We start from the raw sequence: 18053 nt of genomic DNA, 5'->3' as shown, positions 1-18053 counted from the left end.
CCCCGGCGGTGGTGCGCGGGGTGCTGATCTCTTACGTCGCAGCCGTCACGTCGAACAGCTTGCGGTGTTCCTCGATGGCGTAGCGGTCGGTCATGCCGGCGATGTAGTCGCCCACCACCCGGGCGCGCTGCGGGGCGTCCAGCGCCTCGGCGTGGGCGCGCCAGTCGGGCGGCAGGCAGTTGGGCGCCCGCGTGTACTGCTCGAACAGTTCGCGCACCACGCGCCGCACCTTCTGGGTCATGCGGTTGACCTTGAAGTGGCGGTACATGCGTTCGAACAGGAACTGGCGCAGCGCGCGCTCCTTCTGACGCATGGCGTCGGAGAACGCAACCACCGGCGCGGACGCCCCGCGCACCGCCGCCGGACTGTCCGGCGCCAGCTCGTGCAGCCGGCGCTGCGTCTCGCTCAACAGGTCGCCGACCATGCGGTCGATCATCCGCCGCACCGCCTCGTGGATCAGCCGCGGCTCGTCGATCCCGGGATGCGCGGCGCGCACCTCGTGCAGCACCGGGCCGACCAGGTCCAGGTCTTCCAACTCGGCGAGCGTGAACAGCCCGGCGCGCAGGCCGTCGTCGATGTCGTGGTTGTCGTAGGCGATGTCGTCGGCCAGCGCCGCCACCTGCGCCTCCGGGCCCGCATGGGTGCCCAGTTCGAGGTCGAAGTCCCGGCAGAACGCGCTCAGCTCCGGCGCCGGCTCGCGCACCGGCCCGTTGTGCTTGACCACACCTTCCAGGCTTTCCCAGGTCAGGTTCAGCCCGTCGAAGCCGGCGTAGCGATGCTCCAACGCGGTCAGGATCCGGAAGGTCTGCACGTTGTGGTCGAAACTGCCCGCCCGGTGCGCCTTCAGCTGCCGGCCCAACTCCTCCTCGCCGGCGTGGCCGAACGGCGTGTGGCCGAGATCGTGGGCGAGCGCGACCGCCTCCGCCAGGTCCTCGTTCAGGCCCAGCTGGCGGCAGACCGACCGGGTGATCTGCGCCACCTCCAGGCTGTGGGTCAGGCGGGTACGGAAGTAATCGCCCTCGTGGTAGACGAACACCTGGGTCTTGTACTGCAGCCGCCGGAACGCGCCGGAGTGGACGATCCGGTCGCGGTCGCGCTGGAACACGCTGCGGGTCGCGCTTTCGGGCTCGGCGTGCCGCCGCCCGCGCGAGGCGTCGGGATCGCTCGCGTAGGCCGCGAGGCTGCGGGCGTTGACCGTCTTGACGCTCATCACGATGGCGAGCCTACGCGGGCGCGGGCCCCGTCGCAATCATGCCCCATCGCAATCGCTCCTGCCCCGCAATCGCCCCTGCCCCGCACTCTGCCCGGCCCCGCGATTCCGGCAGGGCCGTGTTGCCGGTGCGCGGTTTGACAGGGATGTGCGGGCGTTTACATTAGGAGATGGAGTTCCTGGAAGCGTCGAAAGGCAACAGCCGTGAGCGAGACCGCAAGCCTGCAGCAGGAATCGCTGCTCAACCGCGAGACCGCCGGCGACGCCGCCCCCGCCGGGGCCGACGCCGGCGCGGCGCCCGAGGGCGGCCTGAAGCCGATGACGATCACCGAGGCCGCGGCCAAGCGGATCGCCTACCTGATCGAGCAGGAGGGCGACCCACAGCTGCTGCTGCGGGTGTCGGTGTCCGGCGGCGGCTGTTCCGGCTTCCGCTACGGCTTCGATTTCGACAAGCAGATCAACGACGACGACCACACCTTCGAGCGCGACGGCGTGAAGATCGTGATCGACGAGGTGTCGCTGGAGCTGCTGGGCGGCTCCGAGCTGCACTACGTCGACGACCTGATCGGCTCGTACTTCGAGGTCCGCAACCCCAACGCCAGCAGCTCGTGCGGCTGCGGCGCCTCCTTCTCGATCTAGTTCACGTCGTTCGCGCCGCCACGACGCGCAGGAGCGATTTTACGATGTAAGCCGAACCGGCTTACGTCGTAAATTTTGCTCTAACTTTTTGAAGACTGGGCAAGATGCTGAAAGGTAATTCTACCTTTCAGCATCTTGCCCAGACAGTTACTTATCTAAGGCCCGCGCCGCGTAAATCCGTCGCGGGCGTTTCTTCTGTCCAACCGCGAAAGCCTAGGAGCTCGCGCCGCCGCCATGCCCCTGCGCGTCGCCACCTGGAACGTAAATTCGATCAAGCAGCGCGCCGGCCATCTGGCCGACTGGGCCAAGCAGGCGCAGCCGGACGTGGTGCTGCTGCAGGAACTGAAGTGCACGGAGGACAACTTTCCGCGCATGGAGGTCCAGGCCGCCGGCTACGCGGCGGCGGTGGTCGGGCAGAAGAGCTATAACGGGGTGGCGATCCTGTCCAGGGACACGATCGAGGTGACCGCGACGGCCCTGCCCGGCGACGCGAACGACGCGCAGGCCCGTTATATCGAGGCGCGGACCTGCGGCGTCCGGGTCGGGTCGATCTACCTGCCGAACGGGAACCCCGCCGACGGGCCCAAGTACGCCTACAAGCTGGCCTGGATGGACCGGTTGCGCGCCCACGCCGACGCGCTGCTGCGCAGCGAGGAGACGACTGTGCTGGGCGGCGACTACAACTGCGCGCCCACCGACGACGACGTCTACGACCCCGCGCGCTTCGCCGACGACGCGCTGTGCAGGCCGGAGACACGCAACCGCTTCCGCGCGCTCCAATACCTTGGCTATACCGAGGCGTGGCGCGCCCTGCACGACGACCGGCACGTCTATTCCTACTGGGACTACGGGGCGGCCTTCCGCAACGACGACGGCCTGCGGATCGACCATCTGCTGTTGTCCCCGCAGGCCGCCGACCGCCTGAAGACCTGCGAGATCGACACCACGCCGCGCGGCTGGGACAAGGCCTCCGACCACACCCCGGTGGTGTGCGAGCTGGACGTATGAGGGCCGGCGCGGGGGCTTCGGCGCCCGGCAGTCGCCCTTCGACACGGCTTGCTGCGCAAGCCTGCCTAGGATGAAGTGATAGGTTGTTCAGATAGATAAGTTAACTTCATACGGACCAGCCGCCGGCCGCGGCGGCGCGTCGAAGCACGCCCGACGACGATCAACAGCGGCACCGCGGCGCTCTTCGCCTCTCCCTCGAGGCGAGCGGGAGGGGCCCGCGCCCTTCAGGGCGTGGGAGGGTGAGGGTGGGACTCCCCGGCGCACAGCTGGAAGTCCCACCCTCACCTATCCTCTCCCCTCAAGGGAGAGGGACCCGCCGGGACGCCCATCATTCCCCAAAACCAACCGCGAACGTGCGAATGCCTGCAAAGCGCCGCCATCCGCGCTAGTCTCCGGGAGACATCTGCGCCGCACACGCCAAGGGACCCGCGATGCCGTTCATTCCGCTGCAGGACGATAACCCGCGTATCCTGATCGACCGGCCGGTCGTCACCTGGGCGATCATCGCGGCCTGCATCGTCGTGTTCATCCTGCAGGTCACCTCCGGCCCGCGGGCGGCGCAGGCGATCGCCTACAGCTTCGGCCTGATCCCGGCGGTCCTGGTGGGCGCGCGCGAACTGGCGCCGGACCTATCGCTGCTGCCGGCCTGGGCGACCTTGTTCACCTCGATGTTCCTGCACGGCGGGTTCATGCACCTCGCCGGCAACATGCTGTTCCTGGGCGTGTTCGGCGACAACATCGAGGACGCCATGGGCCACCTGAAGTTCGTGGCCTTCTACCTGATCTGCGGTGCCGCGGCCGCGCTCGCCCACGTGCTGATCGCCCCCGGTTCGACCACCCCGATGATCGGCGCCTCGGGCGCGATCTCGGGCGTACTGGGCGCCTACCTGATCCTGCATCCCAAGGCGTGGGTAACGATCCTGCTGTTCTGGATCCCGCTGCGCTTTCCCGCATGGCTGCTGCTGGTCGGCTGGATCGGCTTCCAGCTGGTCGCGGCGCTCGGCAGCGGGCCCAGCGGCGGCGGCGTCGCCTGGTGGGCGCACATCGGCGGCTTTGCCGCCGGCGCCGCGCTGATCGGCAGCTTCCGGCACAAGTCGATCCCGCTGTGGGGCGGCGGCGAGCAGCCCAAGGGCATCCGCATCAAGCGCCCGCCCCGCACGCAGCCGGCGCAGCCGACGGCCGGGAAGAGGTCCGCCAAGCCGAAGAACAAGCGCCCCGGGCCCTGGGGGTGACCCGCCCCGGAGCCGGTGTTCGGGCGCGAATGCCGGTTAAGATTGAACCACAGAGATATAGAGGCACAGAGATTCTGTGCCCCGCCGAGCATTGTGCCGCCCTGATGATGGTGGTGCAGGGACGGACGAAGGCTTTTTCGGCGCGCTTGCGCGCGCAAACATCGCAAACGTTAGACCGTGTAGACACGCGGCCGTCCCTTGCACGCCATCTCTGTGTCACTGCGCCTCTGTGGTTCAGCCTTCGCTTAAAACCCACGTCGAGCACTCGCGCGCAACCCACTGTAAAAGCCGCGCGTCTCAGCCCCGCGGGGCGCCCAGGAAGGTCGGGCCGTTCGGCATCAGGCGGACCCCAGCGCGCAGGTGGCGGTAGGCGAGTTGGGTATGGTCGACCGGGTTCGGCCCCGGCGCCGCGGCGATCAGGATATCGCTGGCGATCGGGCCGAAGTCCGCACGGAAGTGCACGGAGGATTTGAGCGCCAGGATCGCCGCCTCGGCCGGGTCCGCGCCCAGGTGCAGGAAGGGCGCGCGGTCGGCGGCCTGCAGCTTGCGGCTGACCACCGCCACCCGGACCCGCCCGCCGTCGAGCGCCAGCAGCGCGCACGGCCCCAGCTGCAAGCGCGCACCGCGGTAAAACGGGCCGACCCCGGTCACCTGCCCGTCCCCGACCGCCGCCACTTTTACCCCCACGTCCAACGGGGTATCGCCTGGCGTTCGACCGCCGAGGGAGACCTCGATCACCGCACCTTCGCCCGCATCGTGCGCCGCCCGCGCGGCGTCGGGGTCGTGCAGCAGGCCGGCGAGCACGCCCGACGCGCCCTGCGCCAGCAGCTCGCGCAGCAGGCCGGTGGTGTCGCCGTTGCCGCCGGCGCCAGGGTTGTCCTGCGTGTCCGCCAGCACGACCGGCCCGCGACGGGCGCGCACCAGCTCGATCGCCTGCGTCACAGCGGAGCCGGCCGGCAGGATGTCGGCGCCGAACGCGTCTTCCCGCTCCGTGACGTAGGCCGCGAGGTCGTCGGCCGCCGCATCGGCCGTCGTCTGGTCGCGGGCGTGGGCGATCACGCTCGCCCCGGCGTCGGGCACGTCCGCGGGCGGAAAGCCGCAGTTGAACGACAGCATGACCCCCGGACGCGCTTCTTCGATCTCGGCCAGCCGGGCGTAGACCCCGCGACCCGGCTCGCTCAGCGTGCAGCCGGCGGTGAGCGGGATCAGGAACGGGATCTGGCGGAACGCGGTCGCCCGGCCGGCGGTGCCGTTGAACAGCCCGTCCAGCTGCGCCAGCGCCCGCGCGCCGGTCTCCGCCATGTCGACGTGGGGATAGGTTCGATAGCTGATCAGCGCGTCCGCCCGGTCGACCATCGCCCGGGAGACGTTGGCGTGCAGGTCCAGGCTGGCGACCACCGGCAGCTGGTCGCCGACGAGCGCGCGCACTTGGGCCAGCAGCGCGCCCTCGCCGTCGGCCTCGCGCTCGGTCACCATCGCGCCGTGCAGGTCGAGATAGACCGCGTCCAGACCGACCTGCTGCGACAGGTCCTCCAGGATCTGGTTGGCGATCCGGGCGAACGCGTCGTCGGTCACCTGCGCGCTCGGGCTCGCCGCCGTCCAGGACAGCGGCAGCAGGGTGTGCCCGGCCCGCTCGGCGGCTTCGCAGAACCCCGCGATCGGCAGGTTGCGCCCGCGCGTGCCCGCGATCACCTCAGCGCCGCGCAGCAGCCCCGGCCACGCCCCCGGCACCGCGAAGGCGTCGAAGTCCGCCTTTACGGGCGCGAAGGTGTTGGTCTCGTGCTGAAAACCGGCGACGGCGATGCGGGCGATTGCGGACGCTCCGTGGACGAAGGGCGACGGGTATTTCGCTGAAAACGCCGAACTTATCCCCTCTCCTCCAGCGGGAGGAGAGGGTTAGGGAGAGGAGGTTGCCCGCGGCATTCGCGCCCGTGGTTCCTCCTCCCCTCGCCCCTCCTCCCAGTGGAGCAGGGGGATCAGTGAGCGGCCGTCAGATATCCGCGTAGCAGTGCGTCTCCGCAGCCCCGCCGGGGTGCGTGACCGCGCCCTTCTCGGCGTCGCCGACGGTCTGGGCGTACTTCCAGATGGTGCCGGCCTGGTAGTCGTGGGCGCGCGGCTGCCAGGCCTTGCGGCGCTCGGCGAGTTCGGCGTCCGACAGGTCGACCTCGAGCGTGCCTTCGTCGGCGTCGATCTTGATCGTGTCGCCGTCGCGCAGCAGGCCGATCGGGCCGCCCACCGCCGCTTCCGGGCCGACGTGGCCGATGCAGAAGCCGCGGGTGGCCCCGGAAAAGCGCCCGTCGGTGATCAGCGCCACCTTCTTGCCCATGCCCTGGCCGTAGATCGCCGCGGTGGTCGCCAGCATCTCGCGCATGCCGGGGCCGCCGCGCGGGCCCTCGTAGCGGATCACGATCACGTCGCCTTCCTGGTAGTCGCGCCTGGAGACGGCGTCGAACGCCTCCTCCTCGCAGTCGAAGCAGCGCGCGCGCCCGGTGAACTTCAGGGTGTCCAGGCCGGCGACCTTCACGATCGCGCCCTGCGGGGCGAGGTTGCCCTGCAGGCCGACGACGCCGCCCCAGGTGGAGATCGGGTCGCTGGTCGGGCGGACGATGTCCTGGTCCTTGGGGAAGGTCACCGCCTCCAGGTTCTCGGCGATCGTCTTGCCGGTGACGGTCATGCAGTCGCCGTGCAGATAGCCGCCCTCGTAGAGCGCCTTCATCAGCACGGGCACGCCGCCGATCTCGAACAGGTCCTTGGCGACGTAGCGGCCGGCCGGCTTCAGGTCGGCGATATAGGGCGTCTGGCGGAAGATACGCGCGACCTCGTGCAGGTCGAAATCGATCCCGGCCTCGTGCGCGATCGCCGGCAGGTGCAGGGCGGCGTTGGTCGAGCCGCCGGAGGCGGCGACGATCGTGGCGGCGTTCTCCAGCGCCTTGCGGGTGACGATGTCGCGCGGGCGGATGTTCTTCTCCAACAGGTCCATCACCGCCACGCCGGAGGCGCGGGCGTACTCGTCGCGCGACTCGTAAGGCGCCGGCGCGCCGGCCGAGCCCGGCAGCGCGAGCCCGATCGCCTCGGAGACGCACGCCATGGTGTTGGCGGTGAACTGGCCGCCGCACGACCCGGCCGACGGGCAGGCATGGCATTCCAGGTCGTGCAGGTCGTCCTCGCTCATCTTGCCGGCGGCGTGCGCGCCCACCCCCTCGAACACGTCCTGGATGGTGACGTCGCGGTCCTTGTAGCGCCCCGGCAGAATGGTGCCGCCGTACATGAACACCGCTGGGACGTTGAGCCGGACCATCGACATCATCATCCCCGGCAGCGACTTGTCGCAGCCCGCGATGCCGACGATCGCGTCGTAGCAATGGCCGCGCATGGTGAGCTCGGTCGAATCCGCGATCACCTCGCGCGACACCAGCGAGGACTTCATGCCCTGGTGGCCCATCGCGATGCCGTCGGTGACGGTGATCGTGGTGAACTCGCGCGGGGTGCCGCCGCCTTCCTCGCACCCGGACTTGGTCGCCTGCGCCTGCCGGGACAGCGCGATGTTGCAGGGCGCGGCCTCGTTCCAGCAGGTCGCCACCCCGACGAACGGCTGGTTGATCTCTTCTTCCGTGAGCCCCATCGCGTAGTACATCGAGCGGTGCGGTGCCCGGTTCGGGCCGACGGTAACGTGGCGGCTGGGCAGCTTGGACTTGTCGAAACGGCGCTTCTGGTTCTCGTCGAGCGGCATGGCGCCTTCTCTCCTCTCATCTCATGTATCGCCGGACGCGAGGATAGCCGCCGGCTTCCGGGGCAGCCAACGGTTTTCGTGACGGGCGGTGGCGTGCTGGGCGAGGGCCGTCAGGCGTGCTTCGACACGGTCGGCTGCGCCGACCTGCTCAGCATGACGTGAGTTTTAAAATCAGTGACTTACAAAGCGCACGTCATCCTGAGCGGGGCGCGCCAGCACCCGTTTCGAAGGACGCCCGACGGGTATCTACCCGCCCGAGGGCCCCCCTACCCCACGAGCCGCTCCAGGGCGTTCGCCAGCTTCTCCCTGGACGCGGCGGCGTCCGCGCGGCGGTCGCGCTGTTCCTCGACCACGGCCTGCGGGGCCTTGTTCAGGAAATCGGCGTTTCCGAGCTTCTTGTCGTACTTGGCGATCTCCTGGTCGAGCTTCTCCAGCTCCTTCTGCAGGCGCTGGCGCTCCTGGGCGAGGTCGATGATCTCGGCGAGCGGCAGCACCGCCGTCGCCTCGTCGATCAAGAGCTGCGCGGCGCCGCGGGTGTCGACCCGGTCGAGGGTGCGGATCTCGGACAGCTTGGCGAGCCGCCGGATCAGGGTCGCGTGGCGGTCCAGGCGAGCCTTGGTGGTCGCGCCCGCGCCTTCCAGGTGCAGCGGCACCTCGGCCTTGTTGGGGACGTTCATCTCCCCGCGCACCGTGCGGATCTCGCCGATCGTGCGGGTGACCCAGTCGATCTCGGCCTCCGCGTCGGCGTCGATCAGGCCCTCGCCTAGTTCCGGCCAGCTGCCGGTGATCAGGCGGCTGCCCTCGCCGCCGCCGAACTGCTCCCACAGCTCCTCGGTGATGAACGGCATGAACGGGTGCAGCAGGTGCAACAGCCGCTGCATCACCCAGGCGATGGTGGCGCTGGTCTCCGCCTTCGCGGCTTCGTCGTCGCCTTGCAGGATCGGCTTGGCGAACTCGACGTACCAGTCGCAGAACTGGTGCCAGGTGAACTGGTAGAGCGCGCTCGCCGCGTCGTTGAAGCGGTAGGCGGCGAGCGCCTCGTCCACCCCGTGGGCGGCGCGCACCGTCTTGGCGACGGCCCACTTGTTGACCGTCTGCCCGACCTTTCCGGGATCGAAGCCGGGATCGGGCTCAACCCCGTTCATCAGGCAGAAGCGGGCGGCGTTCCACAGCTTGGTGGCGAAGTTGCGGTAGCCTTCGACCCGGTCCTCGGACAGCTTGACGTCGCGGCCCTGGGCTGACAGCGCGATCAGGGTGAAGCGCAGGCTGTCCGCGCCGTAGCGCTGGCAGATGTCGAGCGGGTCGATCACGTTGCCCTTGGACTTCGACATCTTCTGGCCGTGGGCATCGCGAACCAGGGCGTGGATGTAGACGGTGTGGAACGGCACGTCGCCCATGAAGTGCAGACCCGCCATCATCATCCGGGCGACCCAGAAGAAGATGATGTCGAAGCCGGTGACCAGCACGTCGGTCGGGTAGTACTTCGCCAGCTCCGGCGTCTCGTCCGGCCAGCCGAGGGTGGAGAACGGCCAGAGCGCGCTGGAGAACCAGGTGTCGAGCACATCCGGATCGCGGCGCAGGTAGACGGTCTCGCCGTCCAGGCCGCGGTTGTCCGCGGGAACCTCGTCCTCGGCCTGCAGGATGCGCACGCTCTTGCCCAGACGCCGCTCGGCCTCGGCTTTGGCCTCGTCCTCGGTCATCGCGACGAACGGATCGCCGGTCGCCTCGCCCTCGGCGTCCAGCGGGTACCAGGCGGGAATCTGGTGGCCCCACCAGATCTGCCGGGAGACGCACCAGGGCTGGATATTGCGCATCCACTCGAAGTAGACGTTCTCCCAGTTCGACGGCACGAACCGGGTCCGGCCGTCCTGAACCGCCTGCATCGCCGGCTTGGCGAGCGTGGCGGCGTCGACGTACCACTGGTTGGTCAGCCACGGCTCGATCGGCACGTCGGAGCGGTCGCCGTGCGGCACGCTGTGGCGGTGCTCCTCGACCTTGGCGAGGAGACCCAGGGCCTCCAGATCCGCGACGATCTGCTTGCGCGCCTTGAAGCGGTCCATGCCCTGGTAGTCTTCCGGCGCGTTCTCGTTGATCGCCGCGTCGCGGTCGAGGACGTTGATCACCTCCAGCCCGCAGCGCCGGCCGACCTCGAAGTCGTTGAAGTCGTGCGCCGGGGTGATCTTGACCGCGCCGGAGCCGGTCTCGGGATCCGCCCACGCGTCCGCCACGATCGGGATGCGTCGGCCGACCAGCGGCAGGATGACGTGCTTGCCGACCAGGTGCTGGTAGCGCGGATCCTCCGGATGCACCGCCACGCCGGTGTCGCCCAGCATGGTCTCGGGGCGGGTGGTGGCGACCATGATATGGGTGTCGGCCTCGCCCTCCACCGGATACTTGAAGTGCCAGAGCTTGCCGTCGACCTCGACCTGGTTGACTTCCAGGTCGGAGATCGCGGTGTGCAGCTTGGGATCCCAGTTCACCAGGCGCTGGTCGCGGTACATCAGCCCCTGGCGGTGCAACTCGACGAACACCCTGCGCACCGCCTTGGACAGGCCGGCGTCCATGGTGAAGCGCTCGCGCTCCCAGTCCGGGGAGGCGCCCAGGTGGGTCAGCTGGCGCGAGATCGTGCCGCCGGACTGTTCCTTCCAGTCCCAGACCCGCTCCAGGAAGGCCTGGCGGCCGAGCCCGGCGGCACTGCTGCCCTCCTGCGCCAGGGTGCGCTCGACCACCGACTGGGTCGCGATCCCGGCGTGGTCCATGCCGGGCTGCCAGAGCGCGTCGTAGCCGGTCATCCGCTTATGCCGGGTCAGCACGTCCTGCAGCGTGAAGGTGAGCGCGTGGCCCATGTGCAGGCTGCCGGTCACGTTGGGCGGCGGCATCATGATCGTGAACGGCTTGGCCGGACTGTCCGGATCGCAGCGGAAAGCGCCGGACTTACGCCAGACGTCGTAGAATTTCCGTTCCACCTCGGCCGGGTTGAATGTCTTGTCGAGCATGGACGTGCCTTGAAACCTTCGCGCAGAAATGAACGTGGTGCGCGCGGTATGTCTTGGGCAACGCCAAGCGGGTCGCGCGCACGCCGCGCGCAACCTAGCCAATCTGCCGGGTGAAGCAAGGGGCCGCGCGGCCGCACGGCATACGCAAGATCGCGCGGCTTACCCGCCAAACGCCGACACGGCCCTCAGCGCGTCTGCGCTAATAGCGGGTGTCGTCGTCCAGGCCCTGGGCGCGCTTGGTCATGCGCTGGACCTCCTCGCGCACGATCCGCTCGACGATCTGCGGCAGGTTGCGGTCCATCCACTCGCGCAGCTGCGGGCGCAACGCATCGCGCACCATCCGGGCCAGGATGTGATCGACGTTGTCGGCCGCGGTGCCGCTGGGCGCGTCGTCCGCCTGCCGGGCGAGCGAGGTCAGCTGCTCGACCGCCTGCTGCTCGGCCGTGTCGGAGATCACCCGCTGGTCGTCCGGGCCGAGCGGGCTCGCCGTGTCGTCAGACCGGCTGGTGGTCGCGTCGCGGCCTTGCGCCTCGCCGCCACGCGCCCCGGCCATCGCCCCGGCGGCAAGCGCGGCCTCCGCCGCCGTATCGGGCGCGTCCGTGCCCGCTTGCGTGCCGTCGAACGGGTCTGCCAGGAACGCGGTTTCGTCCGCGGCGTCGCTGTCAACTGCGGCAGCTCCACCCGCCGTGTCTTCCTCGGCCAGGTCGCCGGTGGCACTATCGCCGGCGGCACGATCGTCGCTGGCGATGTCATCACGGACCGTCTCGGCGGCCTGGGCGATCTCGTCGAAGTCGCCGATGTCGTCGTTGGACACGTACTCCGCGTCGGCTTGCGCCGCGCCCGCGGTCTCGGCGTCGACCTGCTCGTCCAGGTCGAGCGGCGCCGCGTCGTCCGGGTTCGTATCGTCGCCCGCCGCGGCGACCTCTTCGGTCAGGTCCAGCGGGGCGTCGTCGCCGTCGTCCGCGGCACCAGGGTCCGTATCACTGGGGTCCGCGCTGATCGGGTCGGCCGCGTCGTCCAACTCCAGGACATCGTCGCCCTGATCGTCAGCTTGCGGTGCCGAATCGTCAGCTTCGGCGCCGTGCTGCGTGCTCCCGGCGCGGTCGTCGGCGGTGTCTTCGGAAATGATCTTGCGGATGGAGGCGAGAATTTCCTCCATCGACGGCTCGCCGCCGCCCTGCTTGCTGTCGCTCATCAAGCCGTCCTTCGCCGGGTGCGCTTCGCCGATCCGCCAGCCTATAGCATGTCGGTAAAGAAAACCCGAACGCAACCGCACCCGGCCGGCAAGGTGGGCGGCAGGCCGCTACTGGCTGCTGCCGCCACCGTGGGAATTGGGCCCGCCGTCGAGATTCGTCGGCCGGTCCTGCTGGCTCGGCGCCCCCTGCCGCTGGGCCGGCTGCTCTTCCGGCAGGCCCCAGCCGAACCACTTGCCGGCGACCGCCTGGTAGTTGCGCATGGGCTTGAATACCTGAACGTCCAGGCCGATCGCGCGGGCGTTCAGTTGGCCCACCGCCTGCAGCACGCGGTAGGCGGCGACGACCTCGTTGCGCTGGGCGCGGACCAGACTGACCTCGGCGTTGAGCAGCTCCTGCTCGGCGTTGAGCACGTCGAGGACGGTGCGGGCGCCGACCTGCAGTTCCTGGCGCACGCCTTCCAGCGCAATCTCCGCGGCGCGGACCTGCTCCTCCAGCGACTCAATTTGCGCGCGCGCCGCCTGCAGGGTCTCCCAGGCGCTGACCGCGGTCTCTTCGGCGGTGTTGCGCGCGGCGCGCAGGTTCAGCCGCGCCTGGTTGGCGCGCTGCTTGATCTCGCGCACCTGAGAGTAAACCAGGCCCTGCTGGTACAGCGGGATCGTCACCTCGGCCCGGATCTCCGCGGATTCCCCAGACGTGCCGCCGCTCTGCTGCTCCTCGCTGTACGCGAGTTCCGCCACCAGGTCGGCGCTTGGCAGGAGCTGGCCCGCGACCTCGCGCGTCTCCTCGCGCCGGGCGCGGTAGGCGAATTCGGCCGCGCGCACCTGCGGGTTCGCCTCGCGCGCCTGCGAGACGGCGGATTGCAGGTTGGCCGGCAGGCCGTCCGGCACCGGCGGCTGCTCGATGTTCTCCGGCATCTGCCCGATGACTTCCTTGTAAGCGGCGCGGCTGGCGTTCAACTGGCCCTGCGCATCGGTCCGGTCGGCGATCGCGCGGGCCAGGCGCGATTCCGCCTGCGCCACGTCGGTGCGCGTCACCTCGCCGACCTCGAAACGGTCCCGGGTGGCTTGCAGCTGCCGGCGCAGCACCTCGACGTTGTTGTCGTTCAGCCGCAGCACCGCCTGATCGCGCCAGACATTCATGTAAGCCTGCGCGGCGCGGAACAGGATGTCCTGCTCGGTCGACGCCAGACGGGCGCGCTCGGCCCGGACCTCGAGTTTGGCGCGGGCGACCCCGGCGACCGTGCTACCGCCGCGGTACAGCGGCTGCCTAATCTCGAGCGAGGCGCTCAGCGGCGTGGTGTATTCGACGCCGCCTTGTTGAAGGGGACTCAGATCCCCTAGCTCGGTATCGCTGCGCTGCCGGCCGGCCTGTCCACGTACGGTGACGCTGGGCCGCCAGCCGGACTGGGCCTGCGGCACCGCCTCGTTGGTGGCGCCCAGCGCGCGGCGCGCCGCCTCCAGATTGGGGTTGCTGCGGTAGGCGTTGGCGAGCGCCTGCTGCAAGCTCTCGGCCGAGGCGCTCGCGGGCAGCAGCGCGGCCGCGGCCAGCACGGCGGCGGACGCCGCGCTCTTGAGCGCCACGCGACGGACCGCGCGGCGGCGACGGAAACGGCGGGAAACGGTCATGAGATCGAGGCTGTCCTTATTCGGCGTGCGGCGTGGCCAGGCGGCACGGCACGCTTAGAAGACGAATCCGGTCTGCTTGCGGAAGCCGGGCAACACGGGCGTGTTGGCGTCGAACAGGGTGCGCCGGCCGACGGCCTTGTCCCAGCGCTCGAACACCGTGCCCTTGCCCGGGCCGGTGCCGCTGCGCACGACCGTGACCAGCCGCCCGCCCTGCGGGCTCAGCTGGTCGGTGAGCGCCTTGGGCACCTCCGCCACCGCGCCGTTGACCAGGATGACGTCGTACGGGCCCTGCTTGGCGTAGCCTTTCTCCATCTCGCCCTGGATCACGACGGCGTTGTCGATGCCCTGCTCCTGCAGCGCGCTCTCCGCGAGCTTGGCCAGTTCCGGATCGCTTTCCAGCCCAACCACGGTCGCGGCGATGGTCGACAACAGCGCGCAGGCGTACCCGGTGCCAGCACCAACCACCAGGACCACGTCCTCGGGCCGGATGTCGGCGACGTTCATCAACCTGGCCTGCACCATCGGCTCGACCAGGTAGCGGTCGCCTTTCAGCCGCAAATCCTCGTCGACGTAGGCGAGGCTGCGCAGGTGATCCGGCACGAACCGTTCGCGCGGTATCGTCTCGAACGCCTCCAGGACCCGCTGATCGGTGACCTTGTTGGTGCGCAACTGGCTTTCCACCATGTTCATCCGGGCGGTGGCGTAATCGACCATGGGTCCTCTCGTTCGGGCGGTGTGCCGGACCGGGCGTGGAAGGCGGCCCGGCCGAGAGTGAAGGTGGTGTGCCGCCGTCGCGCGGCAAACGCCTGCACGCGCGCCGTTATAGGCGCGAACCTCCAAGCGAAGCAACGCCCGCGCGCCCGGGCGCTGGCGGGCCGTGCGATCCGCTTGACCGGTTCGGGGCCCCTCTTTATACGTGCCCCCCGCAGGTTGGACGGCGCAGCAGCCTGCCGCGCCCCAACTATTGCGGCTTTCTGGCCCGGTGGCAGAGTGGTGATGCAGGGGACTGCAAATCCCCGCACGTCGGTTCGATTCCGGCCCGGGCCTCCAACAAATTCAGGGACTTACAGCCCGGCTCACGCAGCCGGGTTTTTTCATGTCCGCACCATGTCCGCTTGCCGGGCGAATCCGCACGTGTTATAAAATAACTGACCGCTTGCCGGTCGTATTCGCGGAGGCCCGTCGAGCTAGCGTTTGCGGTTCGGCGGGCCTTTTACGTGAAAAGCCCCCGATGCGCGGGGCACCGGGGGCGAAAGACGCCAAATTAGCGTTTGCGTCTATGCGGCCTTGTCGCGGCTCTCAGGGGCGAACCCGCCGAGCCGCTCAACCTCGACAAGCGCGCGATGTTCCAACTTGTCGCATACCGCAGTCGGCTCGGGGTCGCGGGTACGTGACACCGCCGCCAGCTTGGCAGCAACGCCGATAATGCTGTCAGCGGGCGTTGCGAGCATCTTGTCCATGATGGCCGACTCGTCATCCGAGACGATCCCGGTATTTGCCTCGCAAATCTCTTGGTACTCTTTGGACAGCCGGCATAGGTACAGGTCGTTTTCGCCGGGCAGCGGGCGTTCGCCGTTCATGGCGCGGCGCGCGCTACGCGACCTGACCTCGGCTTGCTCGGCCGCGTTTTGCAGGTTCGCAACGATGGGGTCTAGCAGGCGCATCACTTGGCTCGTGCCAACGGTATCGTCTTGATACCCGTGCAGCAGCATCGCCAGCGCCCGCAGGCCGTCAACGGCGTCGTTTATAGCGTCAACGTCTTTTCCCATTTCCTGCATCGTCTGGCTGAGATCGTCGGCGTTGGTGTTGATCTTTGAAACGGACATTTGTGCCTCCCATTAGGCGTGTGCGGCAACCGCCAGCCCGGTACGGGCCAGCAGCGCCGTGTGCTTCCGCTTGCGGTCCAGCAGGCGGGCGAGTTGCGTCTGCAACGTCTCCACCGTCCAACCCTGCACCCACGCGTCGCGGATCAGGGTTTCAACCTGCGTCCGCTGGTCTGCCGTCAGGCTCTTGGCAAACGGGGCCATCGTCGGGTGCGCGAACAGACCGGGCGCCGGCTCCGGGTTGCGGGGCGCGGCTTTGCCGAAAGCGACTTGAACGACGTTGGACATTGCAGCCTCTCCGTTCTGCTGTGCCTATAACGCTAGCGGCACAACCGGCACAACGCAAGCACAATCTTGTGCCGCAGGCACACCCGGTATATTCTGTGCCCATGACACAGAAACGCGACCAGCGAATCCCGATCCACATGACCACGGAAGAGGTCGAACGCCTGGACGAATGGCGCCGGCAGCAGCCCGACCTACCAAGCCGGGCTGAGGCGATCCGGCGCTTGATCGAGCGCGGTCTATACGACCTTGGCAGATAGCCCCTGCCATTGCAGCCGATGAGCCGTCACCGAACGGCTCGGCATGGCGGACCACCAGCAGGCGATGGCCACGGCCAACACAAGGTCGTCGTGCTGGCCTTCACGGGCATTAAACGTCGGATTACCCGCCTGCGTGAAGGTCACGCGGAAGTCCTGTAGCTCCTTCACGAGCGCCTGCGCCTCCGGCATGCCCTTAGCGATCTTCAAGTGCCCCTGGTGCAAGAGCGCCTGCAATCGGCTCACCAGGTCTTTCTTGGACACCCGCCAGCCGTCACTGGACTGCGAAGCCCCGTCGCCGGCCGTGATATCGACCGCCTGTGCTCTTACGCCGTGTGAACGAAAGATATCGAACACCGCCCGCCCCACGCCGGTTCGGTCAATCACCAACTCGGTCCGCTGCGGCAGCCGGGCGCGGACGGTCTGCACCTTATCCACCTGCGCCGGGTAGGACATGCCGAGCGGCAGCCGCTCAAGGTGACGCAAGGCGAAGCGCGGCGGAACATCCTTTTTGCGGCGTGCTTCCGCGTCATTGATTCCCCGCTCGCGCACCCAATGGTGCAACTCATATGTATCCGTGCGCTCGATCACGCCAATCGCGGTCGGGTCATGGGACTGCCCCAAGTCCACACCGACAACGTAATTGCTTCGATCTTCTGTTCCGACCATCACCATAGCGGTTGAACCTCATCCGAAAGCGCGGCCTCGATTACGTCGGTCGCGAAAAACTGTTCCTCGGTATCCACGAACTCGCACAGATACTCTTGGCGGAAGGACCATTCGCCCAATTCGGCGCGCTCTTCGTCCAGAAACTCTTGCGAGATACGGGGGCAATCGTCCGCCGTAACGCAGATGCGCTGCCAGTCGCCGGCCCCGCGCCATGCCTCGTAAAACCAGCCGCGCTTGCCGTAGGGCGTGCTTAGGGCGATCAGCCGGCCGCGCGTGGTTGCCAGCATCGGGCGCACGGCTGCCAACAATTCGTCGTCCACCTGCGCCGCTTCGTCGATAACCACGAGCGATGCGCCGGAATAACCGCGCACGGTCTGCCCGCTGCCCGGCAAGGCGATGATGCGCGACCCGTTCACGAACTCCGCACGCATGGCGCTTTCCTGATAAATCTCAGGCGCGCCGGGGATGGCCGAATAGAACGCCATCACCTTGCGGAACAGCTCGCTCGACTGCCGTTGCGACGGGGACAGCAGCAGGATAAGCGCCCGGGGGCTGTATGTGGCCTCGTGAAGCGCACACAGCGCCGTTGTGGTGCTCTTGCCACTCTGCCGGCAGCACAGCAGCAGCGCCTTGTGAGAGGTGCTTGTGAGCACGTCCGCCTGCCACGGATCGGGCGTGATGCCCGCGTCCCGGGCAAAGGTGACGGGATCGAGCGCCCGCGCTAGGTCAGCCGCCAGCATGTTCCAGCACCTTTTGATGTGTGCCGGTCTGGTGCGGCTCCGCGCCCTCGTACCGCCGGAGCACCTGCGCCACGGCCCGGCAGGCTTCCGGGTACGGGCGCAGCGCCCGGATCAGCTCGTTACGCATGTCCAGATACTCAGGCGCCACCACGAGGTTGTTGTTGATCGTGGTCTGACTGCCGGTGGACAGCTCGCCTAGCAGCTTGGCCGTCGTGCTGATGTTGTCGTTGATCGCCCGGTGCGCCTGGATCGCTGAACGGAAGTCGCCAAGCCGCTCCGCTTCGTCCGCGACGTTGTAGAGCCGCCCGCGTTCGGCCACGAGGTGCTGTAGGATGCCCTCGCTCTCCGACTGCCGTAGCTGGTCTAGGTCAATCTCCGAGGGCGTGGCAGCCGTCATAAGCGACGCCATGAGCTGCGGCGGCATGTGCCCGTCCTTGTGCCGCCGGATCGCCGCTTCGCCCACGTCGAACTTTTGCGCCAGCTTCCGCGACGGCACCTTGCGCGCTAGACCAAGCTCGATCTTGGCGCGCTCCGGGTGGTCACAGACGGTGCAGCGGCGTCCCATAAATCCTCCTAGGCGAAGACAAAGTAGCCGATAACCACGGCAATCACGATCAAGCCCCACAACGGCGTGAACTTTGGC

At 68.5% G+C, this 18053-nt stretch carries 16 protein-coding genes and 1 tRNA gene; 5 read left to right on the top strand and 12 right to left on the bottom strand.

Annotation, left to right across the window (positions count from 1 at the left end; all coding sequences use genetic code 11):
* Positions 1-31 precede the first annotated feature (31 nt).
* Positions 32-1210 carry a deoxyguanosinetriphosphate triphosphohydrolase gene (locus CKO28_RS10100; protein WP_200340648.1) on the bottom strand — a complete coding sequence of 393 codons (1179 nt, stop codon included), beginning with the start codon at positions 1208-1210 and terminating at the stop codon, positions 32-34.
* Between the two features lie 204 nt (positions 1211-1414).
* Here CKO28_RS10100 and erpA point away from each other — a divergent pair, with 204 nt between their 5' ends.
* The 3 genes from erpA to CKO28_RS10085 all read left to right on the top strand — a co-directional run bounded on the left by erpA (position 1415) and on the right by CKO28_RS10085 (position 4089).
* Positions 1415-1849, top strand: coding sequence for an iron-sulfur cluster insertion protein ErpA (gene erpA / locus CKO28_RS10095; RefSeq protein WP_338050095.1), 435 nt, complete (start codon positions 1415-1417; stop codon positions 1847-1849).
* 234 nt (positions 1850-2083) lie between these two features.
* A complete protein-coding gene (locus CKO28_RS10090; RefSeq protein WP_437127622.1) occupies positions 2084-2857 on the top strand; it encodes an exodeoxyribonuclease III in 774 nt (257 codons plus the stop codon).
* 431 nt (positions 2858-3288) lie between these two features.
* Entirely contained in the window at positions 3289-4089 is an 801-nt protein-coding gene (locus CKO28_RS10085) for a rhomboid family intramembrane serine protease (RefSeq protein WP_200340647.1), read from the top strand.
* A 297-nt stretch (positions 4090-4386) separates the two neighbouring features.
* On the opposite strand, the gene CKO28_RS10080 is transcribed toward CKO28_RS10085, so the two are convergent.
* The 6 genes from CKO28_RS10080 to CKO28_RS10055 form a co-directional block, all read right to left on the bottom strand.
* Positions 4387-5892, bottom strand: a complete 1506-nt coding sequence (locus CKO28_RS10080; RefSeq protein ID WP_437127624.1) for a M81 family metallopeptidase — start codon at positions 5890-5892, stop codon at positions 4387-4389.
* 187 nt (positions 5893-6079) lie between these two features.
* Positions 6080-7819 (bottom strand): dihydroxy-acid dehydratase, encoded by a 1740-nt coding sequence (gene ilvD / locus CKO28_RS10075; RefSeq protein WP_200340646.1) that lies wholly within the window; start codon positions 7817-7819, stop codon positions 6080-6082.
* Positions 7820-8085: 266 nt separating this feature from the next.
* Entirely contained in the window at positions 8086-10815 is a 2730-nt protein-coding gene (locus CKO28_RS10070; protein WP_200340645.1) for a valine--tRNA ligase, read from the bottom strand.
* 199 nt (positions 10816-11014) lie between these two features.
* Positions 11015-12010 (bottom strand): DUF2497 domain-containing protein, encoded by a 996-nt coding sequence (locus CKO28_RS28845; protein WP_200340644.1) that lies wholly within the window; start codon positions 12008-12010, stop codon positions 11015-11017.
* A 108-nt stretch (positions 12011-12118) separates the two neighbouring features.
* A complete protein-coding gene (locus CKO28_RS10060; protein WP_200340643.1) occupies positions 12119-13636 on the bottom strand; it encodes a TolC family outer membrane protein in 1518 nt (505 codons plus the stop codon).
* A 54-nt stretch (positions 13637-13690) separates the two neighbouring features.
* Positions 13691-14350, bottom strand: coding sequence for a protein-L-isoaspartate O-methyltransferase family protein (locus CKO28_RS10055; protein ID WP_200340642.1), 660 nt, complete (start codon positions 14348-14350; stop codon positions 13691-13693).
* A gap of 262 nt (positions 14351-14612) precedes the next feature.
* On the opposite strand from CKO28_RS10055, the gene CKO28_RS10050 reads away from it, so the two are divergent.
* Positions 14613-14686 (top strand) — tRNA-Cys (locus tag CKO28_RS10050).
* A gap of 227 nt (positions 14687-14913) precedes the next feature.
* Here the strand turns inward: CKO28_RS10050 and CKO28_RS10045 are convergent.
* A complete protein-coding gene (locus tag CKO28_RS10045; protein WP_200340641.1) occupies positions 14914-15462 on the bottom strand; it encodes a hypothetical protein in 549 nt (182 codons plus the stop codon).
* Between the two features lie 12 nt (positions 15463-15474).
* Positions 15475-15747: a hypothetical protein gene (locus CKO28_RS10040; RefSeq protein ID WP_200340640.1), complete on the bottom strand. Its 273-nt coding sequence runs from the start codon at positions 15745-15747 to the stop codon at positions 15475-15477.
* Positions 15748-15848: 101 nt separating this feature from the next.
* Between CKO28_RS10040 and CKO28_RS10035 the strand changes: the two genes are divergently transcribed.
* On the top strand, positions 15849-16004 hold the full coding sequence (locus CKO28_RS10035) for a ribbon-helix-helix protein, CopG family (protein WP_200340639.1): 156 nt from the start codon (positions 15849-15851) through the stop codon (positions 16002-16004).
* Here CKO28_RS10035 and CKO28_RS10030 read toward each other — a convergent pair.
* The 3 genes from CKO28_RS10030 to CKO28_RS10020 are packed head-to-tail and all read right to left on the bottom strand — an operon-like array spanning position 15984 to position 17975.
* Positions 15984-16676, bottom strand: coding sequence for a phage terminase large subunit family protein (locus tag CKO28_RS10030; RefSeq protein ID WP_200340638.1), 693 nt, complete (start codon positions 16674-16676; stop codon positions 15984-15986). The genes CKO28_RS10035 and CKO28_RS10030 overlap by 21 nt on opposite strands.
* Complete coding sequence (locus CKO28_RS10025) at positions 16670-17410, bottom strand: terminase large subunit domain-containing protein (RefSeq protein ID WP_200340637.1); 741 nt, start codon at positions 17408-17410, stop codon at positions 16670-16672. The genes CKO28_RS10030 and CKO28_RS10025 overlap by 7 nt, the downstream gene beginning before the upstream one ends.
* Positions 17397-17975, bottom strand: a complete 579-nt coding sequence (locus tag CKO28_RS10020; protein ID WP_200340636.1) for a hypothetical protein — start codon at positions 17973-17975, stop codon at positions 17397-17399. The genes CKO28_RS10025 and CKO28_RS10020 overlap by 14 nt, the downstream gene beginning before the upstream one ends.
* Positions 17976-18053 lie beyond the last annotated feature (78 nt).

This window comes from Rhodovibrio sodomensis (assembly GCF_016583645.1).
Taxonomy (GTDB): domain Bacteria; phylum Pseudomonadota; class Alphaproteobacteria; order Kiloniellales; family Rhodovibrionaceae; genus Rhodovibrio; species Rhodovibrio sodomensis.
Note: the sequence above shows the minus strand (reverse complement) of the source record. Positions and strands in the feature narration are given on the sequence as shown.